Consider the following 16389-nt stretch of genomic DNA (forward strand, 5'->3'; position numbering starts at 1 on the left):
CCATTAATAAAGGCGAAATTGTTGGTTTTTTAGGCCCTAATGGCGCGGGAAAATCTACATTAATGAAAATATTGACAGGCTATATAAAACCTTCAGAGGGTATTGCTTTTGTGAATAATTTTAATGTGAATACACATACGATTCAAGCACAGCAAAGTATTGGTTATTTACCAGAACACAATCCATTGTATGTTGAAATGTATGTGAAAGAATATTTACAATTTAATGCAGCTATTTATAAAATTCCAAGAAATGAGGTTACCGAAATTATTGCTAAAGTTGGCCTAACCTCAGAAGCGCATAAGAAAATTAGTCAGCTTTCAAAAGGGTATAGGCAACGCGTTGGATTGGCAGCAGCTTTATTGCATAACCCTGACGTGTTAATTTTAGATGAGCCCACCACGGGTTTAGACCCAAATCAATTAGTTGAAATTAGAAGTTTAATTAAAGAAGTGGGTAAAGATAAAACAGTGTTATTCTCCACACATATTATGCAAGAGGTAGAAGCAATTTGTGACCGTGTACTTTTTATTCATAAAGGAGAAATAGTTGCTGACAAAAATTTGAATGAGCTTAAAAAAAATCAAGATCAAGTAATTGAAGTTGAATTTGATTTTAAAGTAGAAAAGAAGTTTATGTTAAGTATTCCACATCTAAAATTAGCAAATAATATCCACGACACTTCTTGGGTGTTAACCTTTGCCACGACCAAAGATATGCGTTCAGTTGTTTTTGATTTTGCTAAAGAAAACGGACTTAAAATTTTGAGTTTAAACACTAAAAATAAAAATTTAGAAAGTTTATTTGCAGAACTTACGAATTAAAAAGCAGCTTGATTAATTAAGCTTGAATTTAATTTCTTCGTTTTCTAGTGTTTTCAAGAAATCATTGTCCACTTTTACTTTTACAGATCTACTAGGCATTGTTAATTTCATTTTTTCAGAGAGGTCATACACCAAAACATTGACAGGAACATCTCCTTCATTCTCTTTTAATATCGTATGTAAATTTTCAACACTATTTTTAGTTATTTTTTTTAACTCTAATTGCAGTGTAATTTTTTTAGAATGTTTTTCAAGTACATCTTGTAAAATTTGAATGTCTGTAAAATTAATATGAGGCTCTCCTATTTTACCATCTTTATTTCTCCAACCAGCAGCAATATTTACTTTAAATTGTCTGAATTCATTGTCAATTAAATAAGGTTTAAATTTTAAATAGGTGTCTTTAAAAATACGAAATTCATGGGTGTCATTATAATCTACAATAGAAAAGGAAGCCCACTTATTTCCATTTTGAGATGTCCTGTGTTGCACATCAGATAATATGCCCGAGAATGTTAGATTAGCACCTACATAGTTTTTTAAATCTTCCTTAAAAGTAGCAACCGTCGCATTGCTAAAATACTTAAGTTCATTTTTAAAATCATCTAGAGGGTGTCCAGAAATATAAATACCTACTAGTTCTTTTTCTTTAGATAATTCTTCCATCATGCCCCATCTTTCAGCAAAAGGAATTTCAGGTTCTGGAAATTGAACTTGAGATGTTTCTCCAAACATAGAAATTTGAGCAGAGTTTTTATTTTCTTGAAATTTATTTCCAAAACGAATGGCTCTTTCAATAAAAGTTAGTCCTTTTTCGTCTAGCTGATAATATTGCGCTCGATGTACATTTTTAAAAGAATCTAAAGCACCTGCCATAACTAAACCGTCAAAAGCTCTTTTATTACACGCACGCAAATCTACCCTTTTTGTAATGTCAAAAATAGAAGTAAAGTTTCCATTCTTTTTCCGTTCCTCAACAATGGCTTCAACTGCAGCACCTCCAACTCCTTTGATAGCTCCCATTCCAAATCGAATAGCTCCTTCTTTGTTTACCGCAAACTTTAAATAAGATTCATTAATATCAGGACCTAAAACAGGAATTCCAGCACGTTTACATTCTTCCATAAAGAATGTTACTTGCTTAATATCACTCATGTTATTAGATAACACAGATGCCATATATTCAGCCGGATAATGTGCTTTTAAATAGGCGGTTTGATAGGCAATATAAGCATAACAAGTAGAGTGTGATTTGTTAAATGCATAGGCTGCAAATGCCTCCCAGTCTTTCCAAATTTTCTCTAAAACTTCTTCAGGGTGATTGTTTGCTTTTCCACCCTCAATAAATTTTGGTTTTAGCTCAACTAGCATAGAGAAAATTTTCTTCCCCATAGCTTTACGTAACTTATCGGCCTCACCTTTGGTAAATCCTGCAATTTTTTGAGAAAGCAGCATTACCTGTTCTTGGTATACAGTTACACCATAGGTTTCTTTTAAATACTCTTCCATTTCAGGAAGGTCATATTCAATTTCTTCTTCCCCATGTTTCCGCATAATAAACAATGGAATATATTCCATTGGCCCTGGACGGTATAAGGCATTCATAGCAATTAAATCTGCAAACTCTGTAGGCTTTAACGATTTCATATGCTTCTGCATTCCAGCAGATTCATATTGAAAAATACCAATGGTTTCTCCCTTTTGAAATAATTCGTAGGTTTTTGGGTCATCTAAAGGAAAATCATCAGGAACGAGCTCAATACCATGTTTTGCTTTTATAATTTTTACAGCATCTTTAATAAGCGTTAACGTTTTTAATCCTAAAAAATCCATTTTTAGCAACCCGGCACTTTCTACAACGTTATTATCGAATTGTGTCACATACATGTCACTATCTTTTGCAGTGGCAACAGGTACTAAATTGGTGATTTTTTCAGGTGTGATAATAACTCCACAAGCGTGTGTTCCGGTATTTCTTACAGAACCTTCTAAAGCAATAGCTTGCTTTATAGTAATTGATTCTAAATCATCACCTTCAGCAATTGTTCTCAGTTCACTAATATTATCAAATTCCTCAGCTCTTAATTCTTTTACTTTTGATTTACTTTTTTCATCTTCACCAAAAATATGTTGTAATTTTATGAGCGGCAATAGTTTGGCTAATCTATCTGCAGTAGGTAAAGGTAAATCTAACGCACGAGCCGTATCTCTTATTGATGATTTTGCGGCCATGGTACCATAAGTAATAATTTGTGCCACTTGGCTTGCACCATATTTGTCTATTACAAAATCAATTACTTTTTGTCGGCCTTCATCATCAAAATCAATATCAATATCGGGTAATGATACACGATCAGGATTTAAGAAACGCTCAAAAAGTAAATCGTATTTAATTGGGTCTATATTGGTAATCCAAAGGCAATAAGCAACAGCAGAACCGGCAGCTGATCCACGACCAGGTCCCACAGCTACCCCCATTTTACGAGCTTCTAAAATAAAATCCCAAACAATTAAAAAATAACCAGGATATCCAGTTTTTTCAATAATAGATAATTCAAAATCTAAACGTTCCTGAGTATTTTCGTCTAATTCATTTCCATACCTTTTTTTAGCCCCTTCAAAAGTTAAATGTTTTAGATACGCATTTTCACCTCTAACTCCGCCATCTAAAGCATCTTCAGGATGTAAAAATTGTTGAGGAATATCAAATTTAGGCAGTAATACATTTCTTTTTAAGGTATAGATTTCTACTTTGTCAACTATTTCCTGAATATTTGAAATAGCTTCAGGTAAATCAGTAAACAAATGTTTCATTTGTTCTTGAGACTTAAAATAGTATTCATTATTAGGTAAACCATATCTAAATCCTCTTCCTTTTCCTTTAGGTGTAGCAGTTTTTTCGCCGTCTTTTACGCAGAGTAAAATGTCATGTGCTTCGGCTTCATCCTTTGTAGTATAAAAGGTATTATTTGTTGCAACAAGTTTTATCTGGTGCTTTTTAGCAAATTGAATGAGTACATCATTTACGTGATTTTCATTTTCTTGTTGATGGCGCATGACCTCTAAATAGAAATCATCTTTAAATTGGTCTTTCCACCAAAGCAATGATTCTTCAGCTTGTTTTTCTCCAATATTCAGAATTTTACTCGGAATTTCTCCATATAAATTTCCCGATAACACAATTAAATCTTCTTTGTGTTTTTCAATAATTCCTTTATCAATTCTAGGGACATAGTAAAAGCCATCGGTATGAGATAATGATGACATTTTTGCCAAATTGTGATATCCATTTTTATTTTTTGCTAAAAAAACTATTTGGTATCCATTGTCTTTATGTGACCTATCAGTATGGTCTTCACATACATTAAATTCACTCCCTAAAATTGGTTTAAAGTAGTTTCGAGTTTGCTTATTTGTTAAAAATTGAGTTAAGTCAAGTTTTTGTGAATTATCTTTATCAATAACTCCTTCTTCAAGTTTTTGTAGCCTAATTTTTTCAATTTCTGGCTTTTCAATCTCATCATATTTTTTATCAAGAGCATTGTTATATGAAATGGCTTCTTCTATAAAATAATAGGCTCCCATCATATTACCTGTATCGGTTAAAGCAACTGCAGGCATTTTATCTTTAATAGCTGAATTGATTAAGTTTTTGATACTAGAGGTAGATTGCAATACTGAATATTGAGAATGACAGTGCAAGTGAGAAAATTTGACTTCTTTTAGTTCTTCAATAGTCTCAGTTGATGGACTAGGTATCTCAACTTGTGTTATCGGTTTTTGTGTTAACTTTTTACTTTCTTTTTTGAGATTTAAATGTTTTAGGCCAATAACATCAATAGTTGTTGGGTTTTTAGCATCAAAATTTTCAAAATAATTACTTGGTACATCTAGTTCTTCTGCGGAATAATTTCTTCTACGGATAAGTTCTAAAAAACAGCGTGTAGTGGCCTCAACATCTGCTGTTGCATTGTGCGCTTCGCTGAATGGTGTATGAAATAGATATTCGTGTAATTCAGTTAGTGTAGGCAGTTTAAAGTTACCATATCTCCCTCCAGGAATTTGGCATAGTGCTGCGGTACCCTCAGTGCAAGTATCTAAAACAGGGAGTTTATTTAATGTAGAATCTATGTTTTTTCTATGGTATTCACATCCCATAATGTTTAGATCAAAACTTACATTTTGTCCTACTACAAATTTACATTTTGAAAGTGCTTCATTAAAAAGCACCAATACTTCTTCTAAACTTCTTCCTTTTTCTTGTGCTAATTTTGTAGAAATACCATGTATTTGCTCTGCATCATAAGGAATATTGAAACCTTCAGGCTGAATTAAATAATCTTGTTGTTCAATTAATTCACCATACATGTCGTGTAATTGCCAAGCAATTTGAACACATCTAGGCCAATTGTCAGTATCTGTAATTGGTGCTTTCCATTTTTTAGGTAAACCTGTAGTTTCAGTGTCAAATATTAAAAACATGTATTGAATATTTTGTAAAAAGTATGAGATTTTAAAAGTATGAATTAATTAAATTTTACGATTCCGAAGTGCTCTTTTTTTATTAACAATCATAATTATTATTAATAAAAGATAAAATTTAAACCATCGAAAATACTAACATCCGTCATATTTCAATACGTTTTTAAGTCTTAATTTTATAGTCCCATTTTTAAAGAAGATTTACGATGATGAAAAAATCGGACAATGAAAGCAACAAAGGAGTAAATAATTTTGAAATAGAACATGAAGGCTATATTTCAAAAATCACAAATCAAGTAATAACAGTTTCTTTAAAAGGAAATGTGAATTGCGAAGGTTGTAAAGCCCAATCTGCTTGCGGTACGGCTGAAGCTGGTGACAAAGAAATTGAAATTGTAAATAATGTTGAAGGTTTTAAACTAAACGATGCAGTTGATGTTGTTTTAGAAAAAAACGTAGGTTTAAAGGCTGTGTTTTGGGCATATATTTTTCCTTTTATTTTAATAATAGGTTCTCTTATTATTACTACTAATTTTTTTAAAGAATGGGTTGCTGGGTTGGTATCACTTTTTATTCTTGTTCCCTACTATTTGATGCTTTTTATTTTAAAAGATACGTTTCAAAAAGCATTTAGAATTTCAATATTTAAAAATAATTAAAAATGACAGATTCTGTTTTATATAGTGTATTACTGTTAGTCTCTTTAGGAGTTATTGCGGCATTGGTATTGTACGTAGTTTCTAAAAAGTTCTATGTTTATGAGAACCCATTAATAGCTGAGGTTGATGAAGTATTACCAGGAGCAAATTGTGCAGGTTGTGGCTCTCCAGGTTGTAAGTCATTTGCTGAAAGATTGGTAAATACAGACGATATTTCTGAGTTATTTTGCCCAGTAGGAGGAAATGATGTAATGAAACAAGTTGCAGCAATATTAGGAAAAGAAGTGGTAGAGAGAGATCCAACTGTGGCGGTTTTGCGTTGCCAGGGAAGTTGTGATGTTAGACCTAAAACTACAGAATATCAAGGGCCAAGAACCTGTGCAATTTCAGCAATGGTTTATAGTGGTGAAACTGATTGCCAATATGGATGTTTGGGTGATGGTGACTGTGTAAAAGTGTGCAAGTTTGATGCGATGTATATGGATGAGAAAACAGGTTTACCAGTAATAATTACTGATAATTGTACCTCCTGTGGCGCTTGCGTTGAAGAATGTCCAAGAGACATTATTGAAATGAGACCTCGGAATAAACGTGATTTAAAAGTGTTTGTAGGTTGCTTAAACGAAGACAAAGGAGGAATTGCAAAAAAATCGTGTTCAGTAGCTTGTATTGGTTGCGCTAAATGCGAAGATGTTTGCCCGAAAGATGCAATTGCAATGTTAAATAATTTAGCGTATATAGACCCTGTTTTATGCACGCTTTGCAGAAAATGTGTAGATGTTTGTCCAACACATTCAATAATCGAAACTAATTTTCCACCAAAAAAAGTAAAAAAAGTAGTTGAAAAGAAAGTTGAAGTAAAAGTTGCAGTCATAAAAGAACACATAGTTGCTGAATCTAAAAAAAGTAAGACAGATGCTTAAAACATTTCCCAAAGGTGGAATTCATCCTCCAGAAAATAAAATTACTTCATCCAAAGGGATTAAAAGAATGGCAGTTCCAAAAGTGGTAAATGTGCCAATTGCACAACATATAGGTATTCCTGCAGAAATAATTGTTGATAGAAAAGAAAAAGTTGAAATTGGTCAAGTAATTGCAAAATCTGGCGGATTTGTTTCTTCAAATATTCACTCACCTGTTGCAGGAACTGTAACTAAATTAGATTTAATTATAGATAGTAGTGGTTATAAAAAGCAGTGTATTGTTATTAGAACTGATGCTAAAGATCCTTCAAACTTTGAAGAAATTGAAGAGCCTTTAAAAATTGATATTGAACTAGAACCAAAAGAAATTTTACAACGAATTGCAGATGCTGGAATAGTTGGTTTAGGTGGAGCAACATTTCCTTCACAAGTAAAATTGAATGTAAGAGAAGGAACCACATTAGATTATCTTATCATTAATGGTGTAGAATGTGAGCCTTATTTAACAGCCGATCATAGATTAATGTTAGAAAAGGCGGAAGAAATTGTTGTTGGAATTAAAATTTTAATGAAAGCTTTACATTTGAAAAAAGCAGTTATTGGAATTGAAAACAACAAAAAAGATGCCATTACACTTTTCAAAAAAGTTATTAATAAAGGAGATGGAATCCAAGTTGCAGCTTTACAAGTTAAATATCCACAAGGAGGAGAAAAACAATTGGTTAGAGCAATTTTAGGTAGAGAAGTTCCTAAAAATGGATTGCCTTTGGATGTAGGTGTAATAGTTCATAACGTTGGTACTATTTTCGCTATTTATCAGGCTATTCAATTTAATAAGCCATTAATTGAACGCGTTGTTACGGTAACGGGTAAAAAATTAGAAAACCCTTCTAATTTTTGGGTAAAAATTGGAACACCAATTAAAGACTTAATTGCTGAAGTTGGTGGATTGCCAGAAGGAACAAGAAAATTAGTGAACGGTGGTCCAATGATGGGGAAAGCCATTAAAAATACAGATGTTCCTGTAACCAAAGGTACTTCAGGAATTTTGGTGATTGCAGAAGAAGAAGCAAGTAGAGGAGAAGCTAAAAATTGTATTCGTTGTGGTGAGTGTGTGTATGTATGTCCAATGGGGCTAGAACCTCACTTGTTAATGAACTTGTCAGAAAAAGGAATGTATGAAAAAGCTAGGGCTGAAGATATAATGACTTGTATTGAGTGTGGCTCATGTAGTTATGTATGTCCTTCCCATCGTCCTTTGTTAGATTATATTCGTTTTGGAAAAAATATTGTAAAAAAATTAGAAAACTCTAAAAATTAAAATGAGTCAACCTATTATTATATCAGCCTCACCTCACGTACATTCAGATAGAACATCTAAAAAATTGATGTACGATGTTGTGATAGCTTTAATTCCTGCATTTTTAGTTTCACTATATGTATTTGGTATTGGAGCATTTATAGTTACTGCTGTAGCAGTGATCTCTTGTTTGTTATTTGAATATTTAATTCAGAAGTTTTTGATGAAAACCACCGTAACAATTGGTGATGGTTCAGCATTAATTACTGGAATTTTATTAGCTTTTAATTTGCCTTCAGGATTACCTATTTGGATGATTATTGTGGGAAGTTTAGTAGCTATTGGAGTTGCAAAATTATCTTTTGGCGGAATTGGTTTTAACATTTTTAATCCAGCTTTGGTTGGGAGAGTGTTTTTATTGGTTTCATTTCCGGTGCAAATGACTATGTGGCCAACAGCTGTTGAAAATAACGCAACTATAGCTGATGCTGTTACGGGAGCTACAACGCTGGGAATGATTAAAGAAGGTTTGATGTTTGGTGATACAATGACTACTATAAGTGCAAACCTTCCTTCAAATTTAGAAATGTTTTTAGGGTTATCAGGTGGCTCTATTGGTGAAATGTCAGGATTAGCATTGCTTTTAGGTGGAATTTATCTATTAATTCGTAAAGTAATCACTTGGCATATTCCAGTTACTATATTGGTAACAATGGCAGTAATGACTGGAATTTTTTGGGTTATTAATCCGGAAAGTTATGCGAGCCCCTTAATTCATGTTTTATCTGGAGGAGCTCTTTTGGGAGCCTTTTATATGGCAACTGATCTAGTAACAAGCCCTATGACTAAAAAAGGGATGATAATTTTTGCCATTGGTATCGCGGTAATTACGGTGGTTATTAGATTATTTGGAGCTTACCCAGAAGGAATTTCATTCGCTATTTTAATTATGAATGCGTTTGTGCCATTAATCAATACCTATTTTAAACCAAGACGATTTGGCTCTAAAATCAAATCTAAAATTGTGTAATTATGAGTAAGAAGAAAGATACATTTATAAATATGGTATTGTCACTATTTGTGATTACCATTATATCAGGTTTTTCGCTGGGTTATGTGAATGAACTTACTATAGGACCCATTGAAAAAGGTAAAATTGAACGTAAAGTAAACGCATTAAAATTGGTATTGCCAACTTTTGATAACAACCCTATTGAAGATGTTCAGTTAATAAAATCATCATTAGTACAAGATAGTGTTGAGGTATTTCCGGCCTATGAAAATAGCAAATTTGTTGGTGCGGCTATCATTGGTTCAACGGAAAAAGGTTTTAGCGGATTAATTAAATTAATAGTTGGTTTTTCACCAGAAGGAACGATTAAAAATATTGTTGTTTTAGAGCAAAAAGAGACTCCAGGATTAGGAACAAAAATGAAGGATGAAAAATTTTTAGCTCAGTTTAGAGAAAAAAATCCATCAGCATTTAATTTAAAAGTAACTAAAGATGGTGGTGAAGTTGATGCTTTAACTGGAGCAACTATTACTTCACGTGCTTTTGGTGAAGCCGTTCAAATGGCATATGATGAGTTTATGAAAAATAATGGTTTACTAATTGAACTTAAAAATTAAGAATTATGGCTGAAAAAGTAAATCAAACCCAAAATTTCTTAAAAGGTATCATAAAGGAAAATCCTGTATTTGTAATGTTATTAGGTATGTGTCCAACATTGGGTGTAACATCATCAGCATTCAACGGATTGGGAATGGGAATAGCAACAATGTTTGTATTATTAATGAGTAATATTGTGGTTTCACTGGTAAAATCTCAAATACCAAGTAAAGTACGTATTCCTGCATTTATCATCATTATTGCATCGTTTGTAACTATTGTTGAAATGGTTTTGGAAGCATTTATTCCATTCTTATATGAGCAATTAGGAATTTTTATTCCTCTAATTGTGGTGAACTGTTTAATATTAGGAAGAGCAGAAGCATTTGCTTCAAAAAACAATATACTAGCATCAATTTTAGATGCATTAGGAATGGGATTAGGTTTTGTAGTTGCATTAACTATTTTAGGCGCAACGCGAGAAATTCTAGGAAGCGGAAGTATATTTGAGTTTAAATTTGTATCAGAAGATGCAAATACATTCATCCTTTTTATTTTACCTCCAGGAGCATTTATAGCTTTGGCATACTTAACTGTTTTATTCAACAAAATTTCAATTAAAACTACATAAAAATGGATTATATTATTATACTTATTGCAGCTGTTTTTGTAAACAATATTGTACTCTCACAGTTTTTAGGAATTTGTCCTTTTTTAGGTGTTTCAAGCAAAGTGTCAACTTCGGTTGGTATGTCGGGAGCAGTCATGTTTGTAATGACTATAGCCACTATAACAACTTATTTACTGCATCAATATATATTGGTTCCAGCAGGTTTAGATTATTTAAGAACAATTACTTTTATATTGGTAATTGCAGCTTTGGTACAAATGGTTGAAATTATTCTAAAAAAAGTGAGTCCGCCCTTATATCAGGCATTAGGTGTTTTTTTACCTTTGATTACTACAAACTGTGCTGTACTAGGTGTTGCAATTTTAGCATTAGGATTAGAAGGAGGGAGTTTAATGAAAGCCGTATTTTTTGCAGTTTCAAACTCAATTGGTTTTGGGTTAGCATTAATTGTTTTTGCTAGTATTAGAGAGTCTTTGGAATTAGCAGATATACCTGAAGGAATGAAAGGAGTTCCAATTAATTTATTAGTAGCAGGTTTGCTGTCATTAGCTTTTTTAGGATTTACAGGATTAGTTTAAATATTACTAAAAATGAGCGTGTTATTTAAAAATAACTCACTATATTTGCGCACTTAATTAATAACCAAGGTTTCGTACCTTAAAATTTAAAACAAATGTCAGTAAAAATTAGACTACAAAGACACGGTAAAAAAGGAAAACCATTTTATTGGATTGTTGCAGCAGATGCACGTTCAAAAAGAGATGGTAAGTATTTAGAAAAAATTGGGACTTATAATCCTAATACAAATCCAGCAACTATTGATTTAGATATTGATGGAGCTGTACAATGGTTGCAAAATGGTGCACAACCAACAGACACTGCAAAAGCGATTTTATCTTATAAAGGTGCTATGCTAAAAAATCATTTAGTAGGTGGTGTTGCTAAAGGAGCTTTAACTGAAGAGCAAGCTGAAGAAAAATTTCAAGCTTGGGTTGCAGACAAAGAAGCTAAAATAGCTGCTAAAAGAGACGGTTTATCTAAGGCTAAAGATGATGAAAAAGCAAAAGCGTTAGCTGCGGAAGCAAAAATTAACGAAGATCGTTTAGCTGCTGCACAAGAAGCAGAAAATGAAGCAATAAAAGCAGAAGCTGATGCGAAAGCTGCTGAAAAAGCTGCAGAAGAAGTTGTAGAAGAAGCAGGTCCAGAATCTATTGATGATGCACAAGCTGCAGCATCTGAAGATGGAAAAACAGCGTAATTTATTGTTGCGATAATGCGTAAAGAAGATTGTTTTTATTTAGGCAAAATCGTTCGTAAACATAGTTTTAAAGGTGAGGTTGTTATTAAATTAGACACCGATGAACCTGAATTATATCAAAATTTGGAATCAGTATTTGTTGCTTTAGGTAACAATCTGGTTCCTTTTTTTATTGAAACTATTTCACTTCAAAAAGGAAATCAACTTCGAATACGATTTGAAGATGTTGAAAACGAAGCTGATGCTGATGCAATACTTGGAGTTGAAGTATATTTACCACTTAAATTTCTTCCTAAATTAACTGGAAACAAATTTTACTTTCACGAAATAATTGACTTTGATATTGAAGATGTAAATTTGGGATATATTGGTGTAATTACCGGAGTGAATGATGCTTCTGCACAGCCATTATTCGAAGTGAATGCAAATGGAACAGACGTTTTTATTCCTATGATTGATCATTTTATCAAAAAAGTAGATAGAGAAAATAACAAAATTATAGTTGAAACTCCTGAGGGGTTAATAGATTTATTTTTAAACGAATAAACACTAAATTAGAGAGGTGGCCGAGTGGTCGAAGGCGCACGCCTGGAAAGTGTGTATACGGCAACGTATCGAGGGTTCGAATCCCTTCCTCTCTGCAAAATTGAATATAAATTAGAGCACAGTAACCTATTGTTTTGCAAAGATTTGAATTTCACAAGTTAACGTAGAAATTGGTTTAAATACAATGATTTGGATAACAAAACTTAACTATTTTTTGTTTGTCTAACTATCTATAGTTGATTTGACTTTCTCTTTAGATTAAACTTGCAAAAAGTTGCTGTTTTAAAATACTAATTTAGTACCATTAAATTTTACTTCTAATTTTAAAATTACTCCGAATAGTAATATTTGATTAGTCTATGCTTATTCTATACTTTCAATTTTAAAATACTTTGAGCTTAAAGTATTTTCTTTAATTATATTTAGAACTATTTAAAGGAAATGTAATTTTTACACGAGTTCCTTTTCCAATTGCTGTATCAAAATCTATAGTTCCAAACAAATTTTGTATACGCTCTTTAACTGAAAACAAGCCAAAACCTGTGTTGTTTTTTTCTGTTTTAATTCCTAAATCTTCATCAAAACCAATTCCATTATCTGCAATTAAGATTTCAAAAAGGGTAACTTGAATATTTAACTTAATAATTAATTCAGTTGCTTTAGCATGTTTAATAGTGTTATTAATTAATTCTTGTATTGTCCTAAAAATAAGTATGAGCTCTTTTTCAGAAAGTTTTAGGTATTCTTGGTTGGTATTAAAAGAAACTTTCAAACCATGCTCTTTTTGTGTCTTCTCAGCTAACCAATACAAGGTTTCAATCAATCCAAGTTCGTACAAAACCGGTGGACTCAAATCGTAAGTTATTTTTCTTGAATTCTCAATAGCATCTGATAGATGTTGTATAACAGTTGTTAAATCTTGAACATTTAGGGAAGAATTATTTTTCTTAATAAATTCCCTTACTTTCATTTTTGAAATTACCAATGATTGACTTAAATGGTCATGTATATTAGCTGCAATATCTTTACGTTGCTTTTCTTCAATTAATGATAACTCTATTGTTAGTTTTTGCAAAGATTCTTGATACTTTTTTATACTTTCATCTGCCTCTTTTCTGTTAGTTATATCTAACATAATAGAGCTCCAAATTACACTATCATCAATCTTTTTAGGAGTACCAATACCCTGTATCCATTTATTTTTCCCATTGGGTAACTTAGATTTAAACTCAACATTCCAAGGACTCAAATTTAAATAGGATTTCTGAAGAGAATCATTTACTTCGTCAATACTGTTTTTGTCAATTTGGTTCCAAATTTTTGAATTATCCTTTAAAGCTTCTTCTGGTTTAATACCCCAAATTTCATTGGAACCTGAACTTACATAAGTTAAAGCATCACTACCATCAGAATTCATTTTATATTGAATAACAGCCCCTGGTAAATTGTTTGTGATTGCTTCTAACAAATCATTTGTCTTTTCAATTTCAAGTTGTGTCTTTTTTAAATTGGTTATATCCTGTATTGTTCCAAATAAACGAATAGCAACACCCTCTTTGACTTGTACTTGTCCGATGGTACGCACCCAAATATGTTTACCTTTAGCAGTAATAAAAGGCACTTCTATATCATAATTAATATGTTTTTCTATGGCGTCTGATACCGCTTTTTGAACGAGTTCTCTAGCTTCTATTGGGTAGAATAATATGCCATCTTCTAATTTTGGCGGTTTTCCATGAGGTATTTCGTAAATTCTGTAGGTTTCTTCTGAGAAATAAGGAGTCATAGTCGTTAAATCTAAATCCCAGCCTCCAATTTTAGAAAGTTTACCTGTTTCGTTTAAGAAAAATTCACTTCGTTCAATTTCAGTTAAAGCCATCTTTAATTCCGCTTCATTTTCTGTCAGCCTTAAATTAGCTTCTACTTGAGCTGTTATATCAATAAAACTAGTTACTACTTCTATAATTTCTCTTTTTTCATTAAATACAGGGAAACCACTTAGTATTGCCCAAATTGTATTTTCCTTGTGATTCATTCCAATAACCATGTTTTTAATGACTTCTTTTCGCTTTAAAATTTGATTTACCGGATAATCCTCTAAAGAAAGTATTGAGCCATCTTCGTTTAAAAAATTCCATGGATAATCGAATACATGTTTTCCAGTTATCTTGTCATAGCTTGAACGAAGAATTTCAGCAGCTTTTTGATTGTTAAATATAATAGAAGTATCTGCTGCATGGATTACAATACCCGAGTCTAAATTATTTAATAATTCTTTTAATTTATATTCAGAATCTCTAAGTTCTTTTTCTGCTTTTTTGATTTCACTTATATCTTGAAATGTAACAACTACTTTTTTTAAGTCATTCGTGTAATCTGGATGTACAATAAGCTTTAAATAAAGAGTTTTGCTATTGCCTTTAACAGTTCTTATTGGTATTTCACATTGAAACGAAACCTCTCCGTGCGCAAGAGCAACTAACTCCTCTTTAAATTTCAACCAGGCTTCGTCGGAATCGAAATAATAAGGGATGTTTTTTACAATATCTTCTTTTGATTCTGCTTCAAGAATTTCAATACCTGTAGAATTTACTTCAACAACTTTAACCTTGGCAGCAAGTTCTTTTACTACTTCTGGGTGTTGATCAAAATAAATATTAAAGTCTTCTACTCCTTCTTTCTTTAAATCATCAAATTGCTTCTTCAAATCTGAAAAATCTTCTTCCCAAATAATAGTTGGTTGATTTTCAAAAAGTGTTTTATAGCGTTTTTCAGAATCTCTCAGTTCTTTCTCGGCATTTTTACGGAATGAAATGTCACGTATAAAAACTAATCCTCCATTTTCATTATTAAAAAATATTGGTTCTCCTTTTGTCTCTACCCAAACCTCTTTCCCATTTAGTTTAATAAGAATTTGTTCAAAAGGTTCTGGTACTAAAGTTTTATCACTATTTAATTTTTTTATTCTCTCCAGTGCAGCTTTGTGGAAGTCTGGATGGAAAAAATCTAGCACTGGTTTTCCAATTAATTCTTTTTCATCTTTTGCTCCGAAAAGATTAACTGCATGTTTATTCAAATAAGCAAAACATTTGTTCGTCTGAATAAATATAGGGTCGGGAGCACCCTCAATCATAGCTCTAAATCTTTTTTCAGAGAATTTTAGTTCATTTTCTTTTTTCTTTTGTTCTGTAATATCTTGTACAACTCCTCTTAAACTAACTATTTCATCTTTTTCATTCATTATTGGATATCCTATGGCTTTTACCCATAATTTTTCCTTTCGTGCATTTTCAAAACGTAATTCTAATTCATACTTTTTTTTCTGATTTATACATTCCTCAATGGCATTTCTGAGTATTTCTTCTGAACCATCAATATAACAACTCATTATAAAATCAAAATCAGGTACCTCACCCTTTGCTATTCCGTGTAATTCAAATACTTGATCAGACCAGCGGATTTCCTGTGTTGCCAAATCAAACTCCCAAGCGCCGATTTTGGCCATTCGTCCTGCTTCATTTAAAAGGAATTCATTTCGTTCAACTTCCATCAAAGCCTTTCTTAAATCTGATTCACTTTTCTTTAAGTTGTTTTCAATAATTCTTTCCTGAGTAATGTCAGTCATTACAATCACTGCACCTAGTCTTTTTCCGCTTTTTTCGAAGAAAGAAGCACCATTACAAGAAACTAAACGAGGTTTTTGTCCAACAGCTTTTATGACCATTTCATAATTTTCAACCTTTTTTCCTTTGAACGCTTTAATCAAAGGAATGTCATCCATTTCAAGTATTGTTTTTCCATCTTCTCTATAAAGACCATAATTTTCTGCCCACTGGTCTTGTGAAATTTTTAAAATATCGATTCCGTGCCATTCTTTGGCAGCTTTATTAAATAATACTAATTTTCCGACAGCATCACAAGCTACAATTCCAGCAGGTTGGTTTTCAGTCATGGTATGTATGAATTCTGACTGGCGCTTTAATTCTAGTTCAGCTATTCTCATTTCAGTCACATCTTCAATGATGCCTAGAATATATTTTTCATTGTTTATTTGAACTATTTCACCAGAAGTCTTCCAAATTCGGTCTTCTCCTGATTTTGTAACAAATTCAGCCTCAAAATCTTTTACTTTCCCATTCTTAATTAATTGCTGTCCA

At 32.1% G+C, this 16389-nt stretch carries 12 protein-coding genes and 1 tRNA gene; 11 read left to right on the forward strand and 2 right to left on the reverse strand.

Annotation, left to right across the window (positions count from 1 at the left end):
* The coding region (gene gldA, locus HKP59_RS12385; RefSeq protein WP_291807435.1) for a gliding motility-associated ABC transporter ATP-binding subunit GldA at positions 1-824 on the forward strand (824 nt) is incomplete at its 5' end.
* A 12-nt stretch (positions 825-836) separates the two neighbouring features.
* Here the strand turns inward: gldA and dnaE are convergent.
* A complete protein-coding gene (gene dnaE / locus HKP59_RS12390) occupies positions 837-5306 on the reverse strand; it encodes a DNA polymerase III subunit alpha (protein WP_291807437.1) in 4470 nt (1489 codons plus the stop codon).
* Positions 5307-5512: 206 nt separating this feature from the next.
* On the opposite strand from dnaE, the gene HKP59_RS12395 reads away from it, so the two are divergent.
* From HKP59_RS12395 to HKP59_RS12440, 10 genes are all read left to right on the forward strand, one after another.
* Complete coding sequence (locus tag HKP59_RS12395; protein WP_291807439.1) at positions 5513-5965, forward strand: SoxR reducing system RseC family protein; 453 nt, start codon at positions 5513-5515, stop codon at positions 5963-5965.
* Positions 5966-5967: 2 nt separating this feature from the next.
* A complete protein-coding gene (locus HKP59_RS12400) occupies positions 5968-6888 on the forward strand; it encodes a Fe-S cluster domain-containing protein (RefSeq protein WP_291807441.1) in 921 nt (306 codons plus the stop codon).
* Complete coding sequence (gene rsxC / locus HKP59_RS12405; RefSeq protein ID WP_291807442.1) at positions 6881-8209, forward strand: electron transport complex subunit RsxC; 1329 nt, start codon at positions 6881-6883, stop codon at positions 8207-8209. Before HKP59_RS12400 ends, rsxC begins: the two co-directional genes overlap by 8 nt.
* Before the next feature lies 1 nt (position 8210).
* Complete coding sequence (locus HKP59_RS12410) at positions 8211-9218, forward strand: RnfABCDGE type electron transport complex subunit D (protein WP_291807443.1); 1008 nt, start codon at positions 8211-8213, stop codon at positions 9216-9218.
* A gap of 2 nt (positions 9219-9220) precedes the next feature.
* On the forward strand, positions 9221-9817 hold the full coding sequence (locus HKP59_RS12415) for an RnfABCDGE type electron transport complex subunit G (RefSeq protein WP_291807444.1): 597 nt from the start codon (positions 9221-9223) through the stop codon (positions 9815-9817).
* A 5-nt stretch (positions 9818-9822) separates the two neighbouring features.
* Positions 9823-10428, forward strand: coding sequence for an electron transport complex subunit E (locus HKP59_RS12420; RefSeq protein WP_291807448.1), 606 nt, complete (start codon positions 9823-9825; stop codon positions 10426-10428).
* A gap of 2 nt (positions 10429-10430) precedes the next feature.
* Positions 10431-11006: an RnfABCDGE type electron transport complex subunit A gene (locus HKP59_RS12425; protein ID WP_291807451.1), complete on the forward strand. Its 576-nt coding sequence runs from the start codon at positions 10431-10433 to the stop codon at positions 11004-11006.
* A gap of 95 nt (positions 11007-11101) precedes the next feature.
* Entirely contained in the window at positions 11102-11686 is a 585-nt protein-coding gene (locus HKP59_RS12430) for a 30S ribosomal protein S16 (protein ID WP_291807453.1), read from the forward strand.
* A gap of 15 nt (positions 11687-11701) precedes the next feature.
* The gene (gene rimM, locus HKP59_RS12435; RefSeq protein ID WP_291807455.1) at positions 11702-12232 is read left to right on the forward strand and encodes a ribosome maturation factor RimM; all 531 of its coding nucleotides are present in this window, start codon (positions 11702-11704) and stop codon (positions 12230-12232) included.
* 10 nt (positions 12233-12242) lie between these two features.
* Positions 12243-12327: transfer RNA gene (locus HKP59_RS12440), tRNA-Ser, on the forward strand.
* Positions 12328-12644: 317 nt separating this feature from the next.
* Here the strand turns inward: HKP59_RS12440 and HKP59_RS12445 are convergent.
* A partial coding sequence (locus tag HKP59_RS12445; RefSeq protein WP_291807457.1) for a PAS domain S-box protein occupies positions 12645-16389 on the reverse strand: 3745 nt, incomplete at its 5' end.

Source organism: Lutibacter sp., assembly GCF_013041805.1.
Classification (GTDB): Bacteria; Bacteroidota; Bacteroidia; order Flavobacteriales; family Flavobacteriaceae; genus Lutibacter.

Bases quoted from the DNA above. Each gene is read 5' to 3' on its own strand.
- dnaE (WP_291807437.1), bottom strand. From the start codon at position 5,306: ATGTTTTTAATATTTGACACTGAAACTACAGGTTTACCTAAAAAATGG.
- HKP59_RS12395 (WP_291807439.1), top strand. From the start codon at position 5,513: ATGATGAAAAAATCGGACAATGAAAGCAACAAAGGAGTAAATAATTTT.
- HKP59_RS12400 (WP_291807441.1), top strand. From the start codon at position 5,968: ATGACAGATTCTGTTTTATATAGTGTATTACTGTTAGTCTCTTTAGGA.
- rsxC (WP_291807442.1), top strand. From the start codon at position 6,881: ATGCTTAAAACATTTCCCAAAGGTGGAATTCATCCTCCAGAAAATAAA.
- HKP59_RS12410 (WP_291807443.1), top strand. From the start codon at position 8,211: ATGAGTCAACCTATTATTATATCAGCCTCACCTCACGTACATTCAGAT.
- HKP59_RS12415 (WP_291807444.1), top strand. From the start codon at position 9,221: ATGAGTAAGAAGAAAGATACATTTATAAATATGGTATTGTCACTATTT.
- HKP59_RS12420 (WP_291807448.1), top strand. From the start codon at position 9,823: ATGGCTGAAAAAGTAAATCAAACCCAAAATTTCTTAAAAGGTATCATA.
- HKP59_RS12425 (WP_291807451.1), top strand. From the start codon at position 10,431: ATGGATTATATTATTATACTTATTGCAGCTGTTTTTGTAAACAATATT.
- HKP59_RS12430 (WP_291807453.1), top strand. From the start codon at position 11,102: ATGTCAGTAAAAATTAGACTACAAAGACACGGTAAAAAAGGAAAACCA.
- rimM (WP_291807455.1), top strand. From the start codon at position 11,702: ATGCGTAAAGAAGATTGTTTTTATTTAGGCAAAATCGTTCGTAAACAT.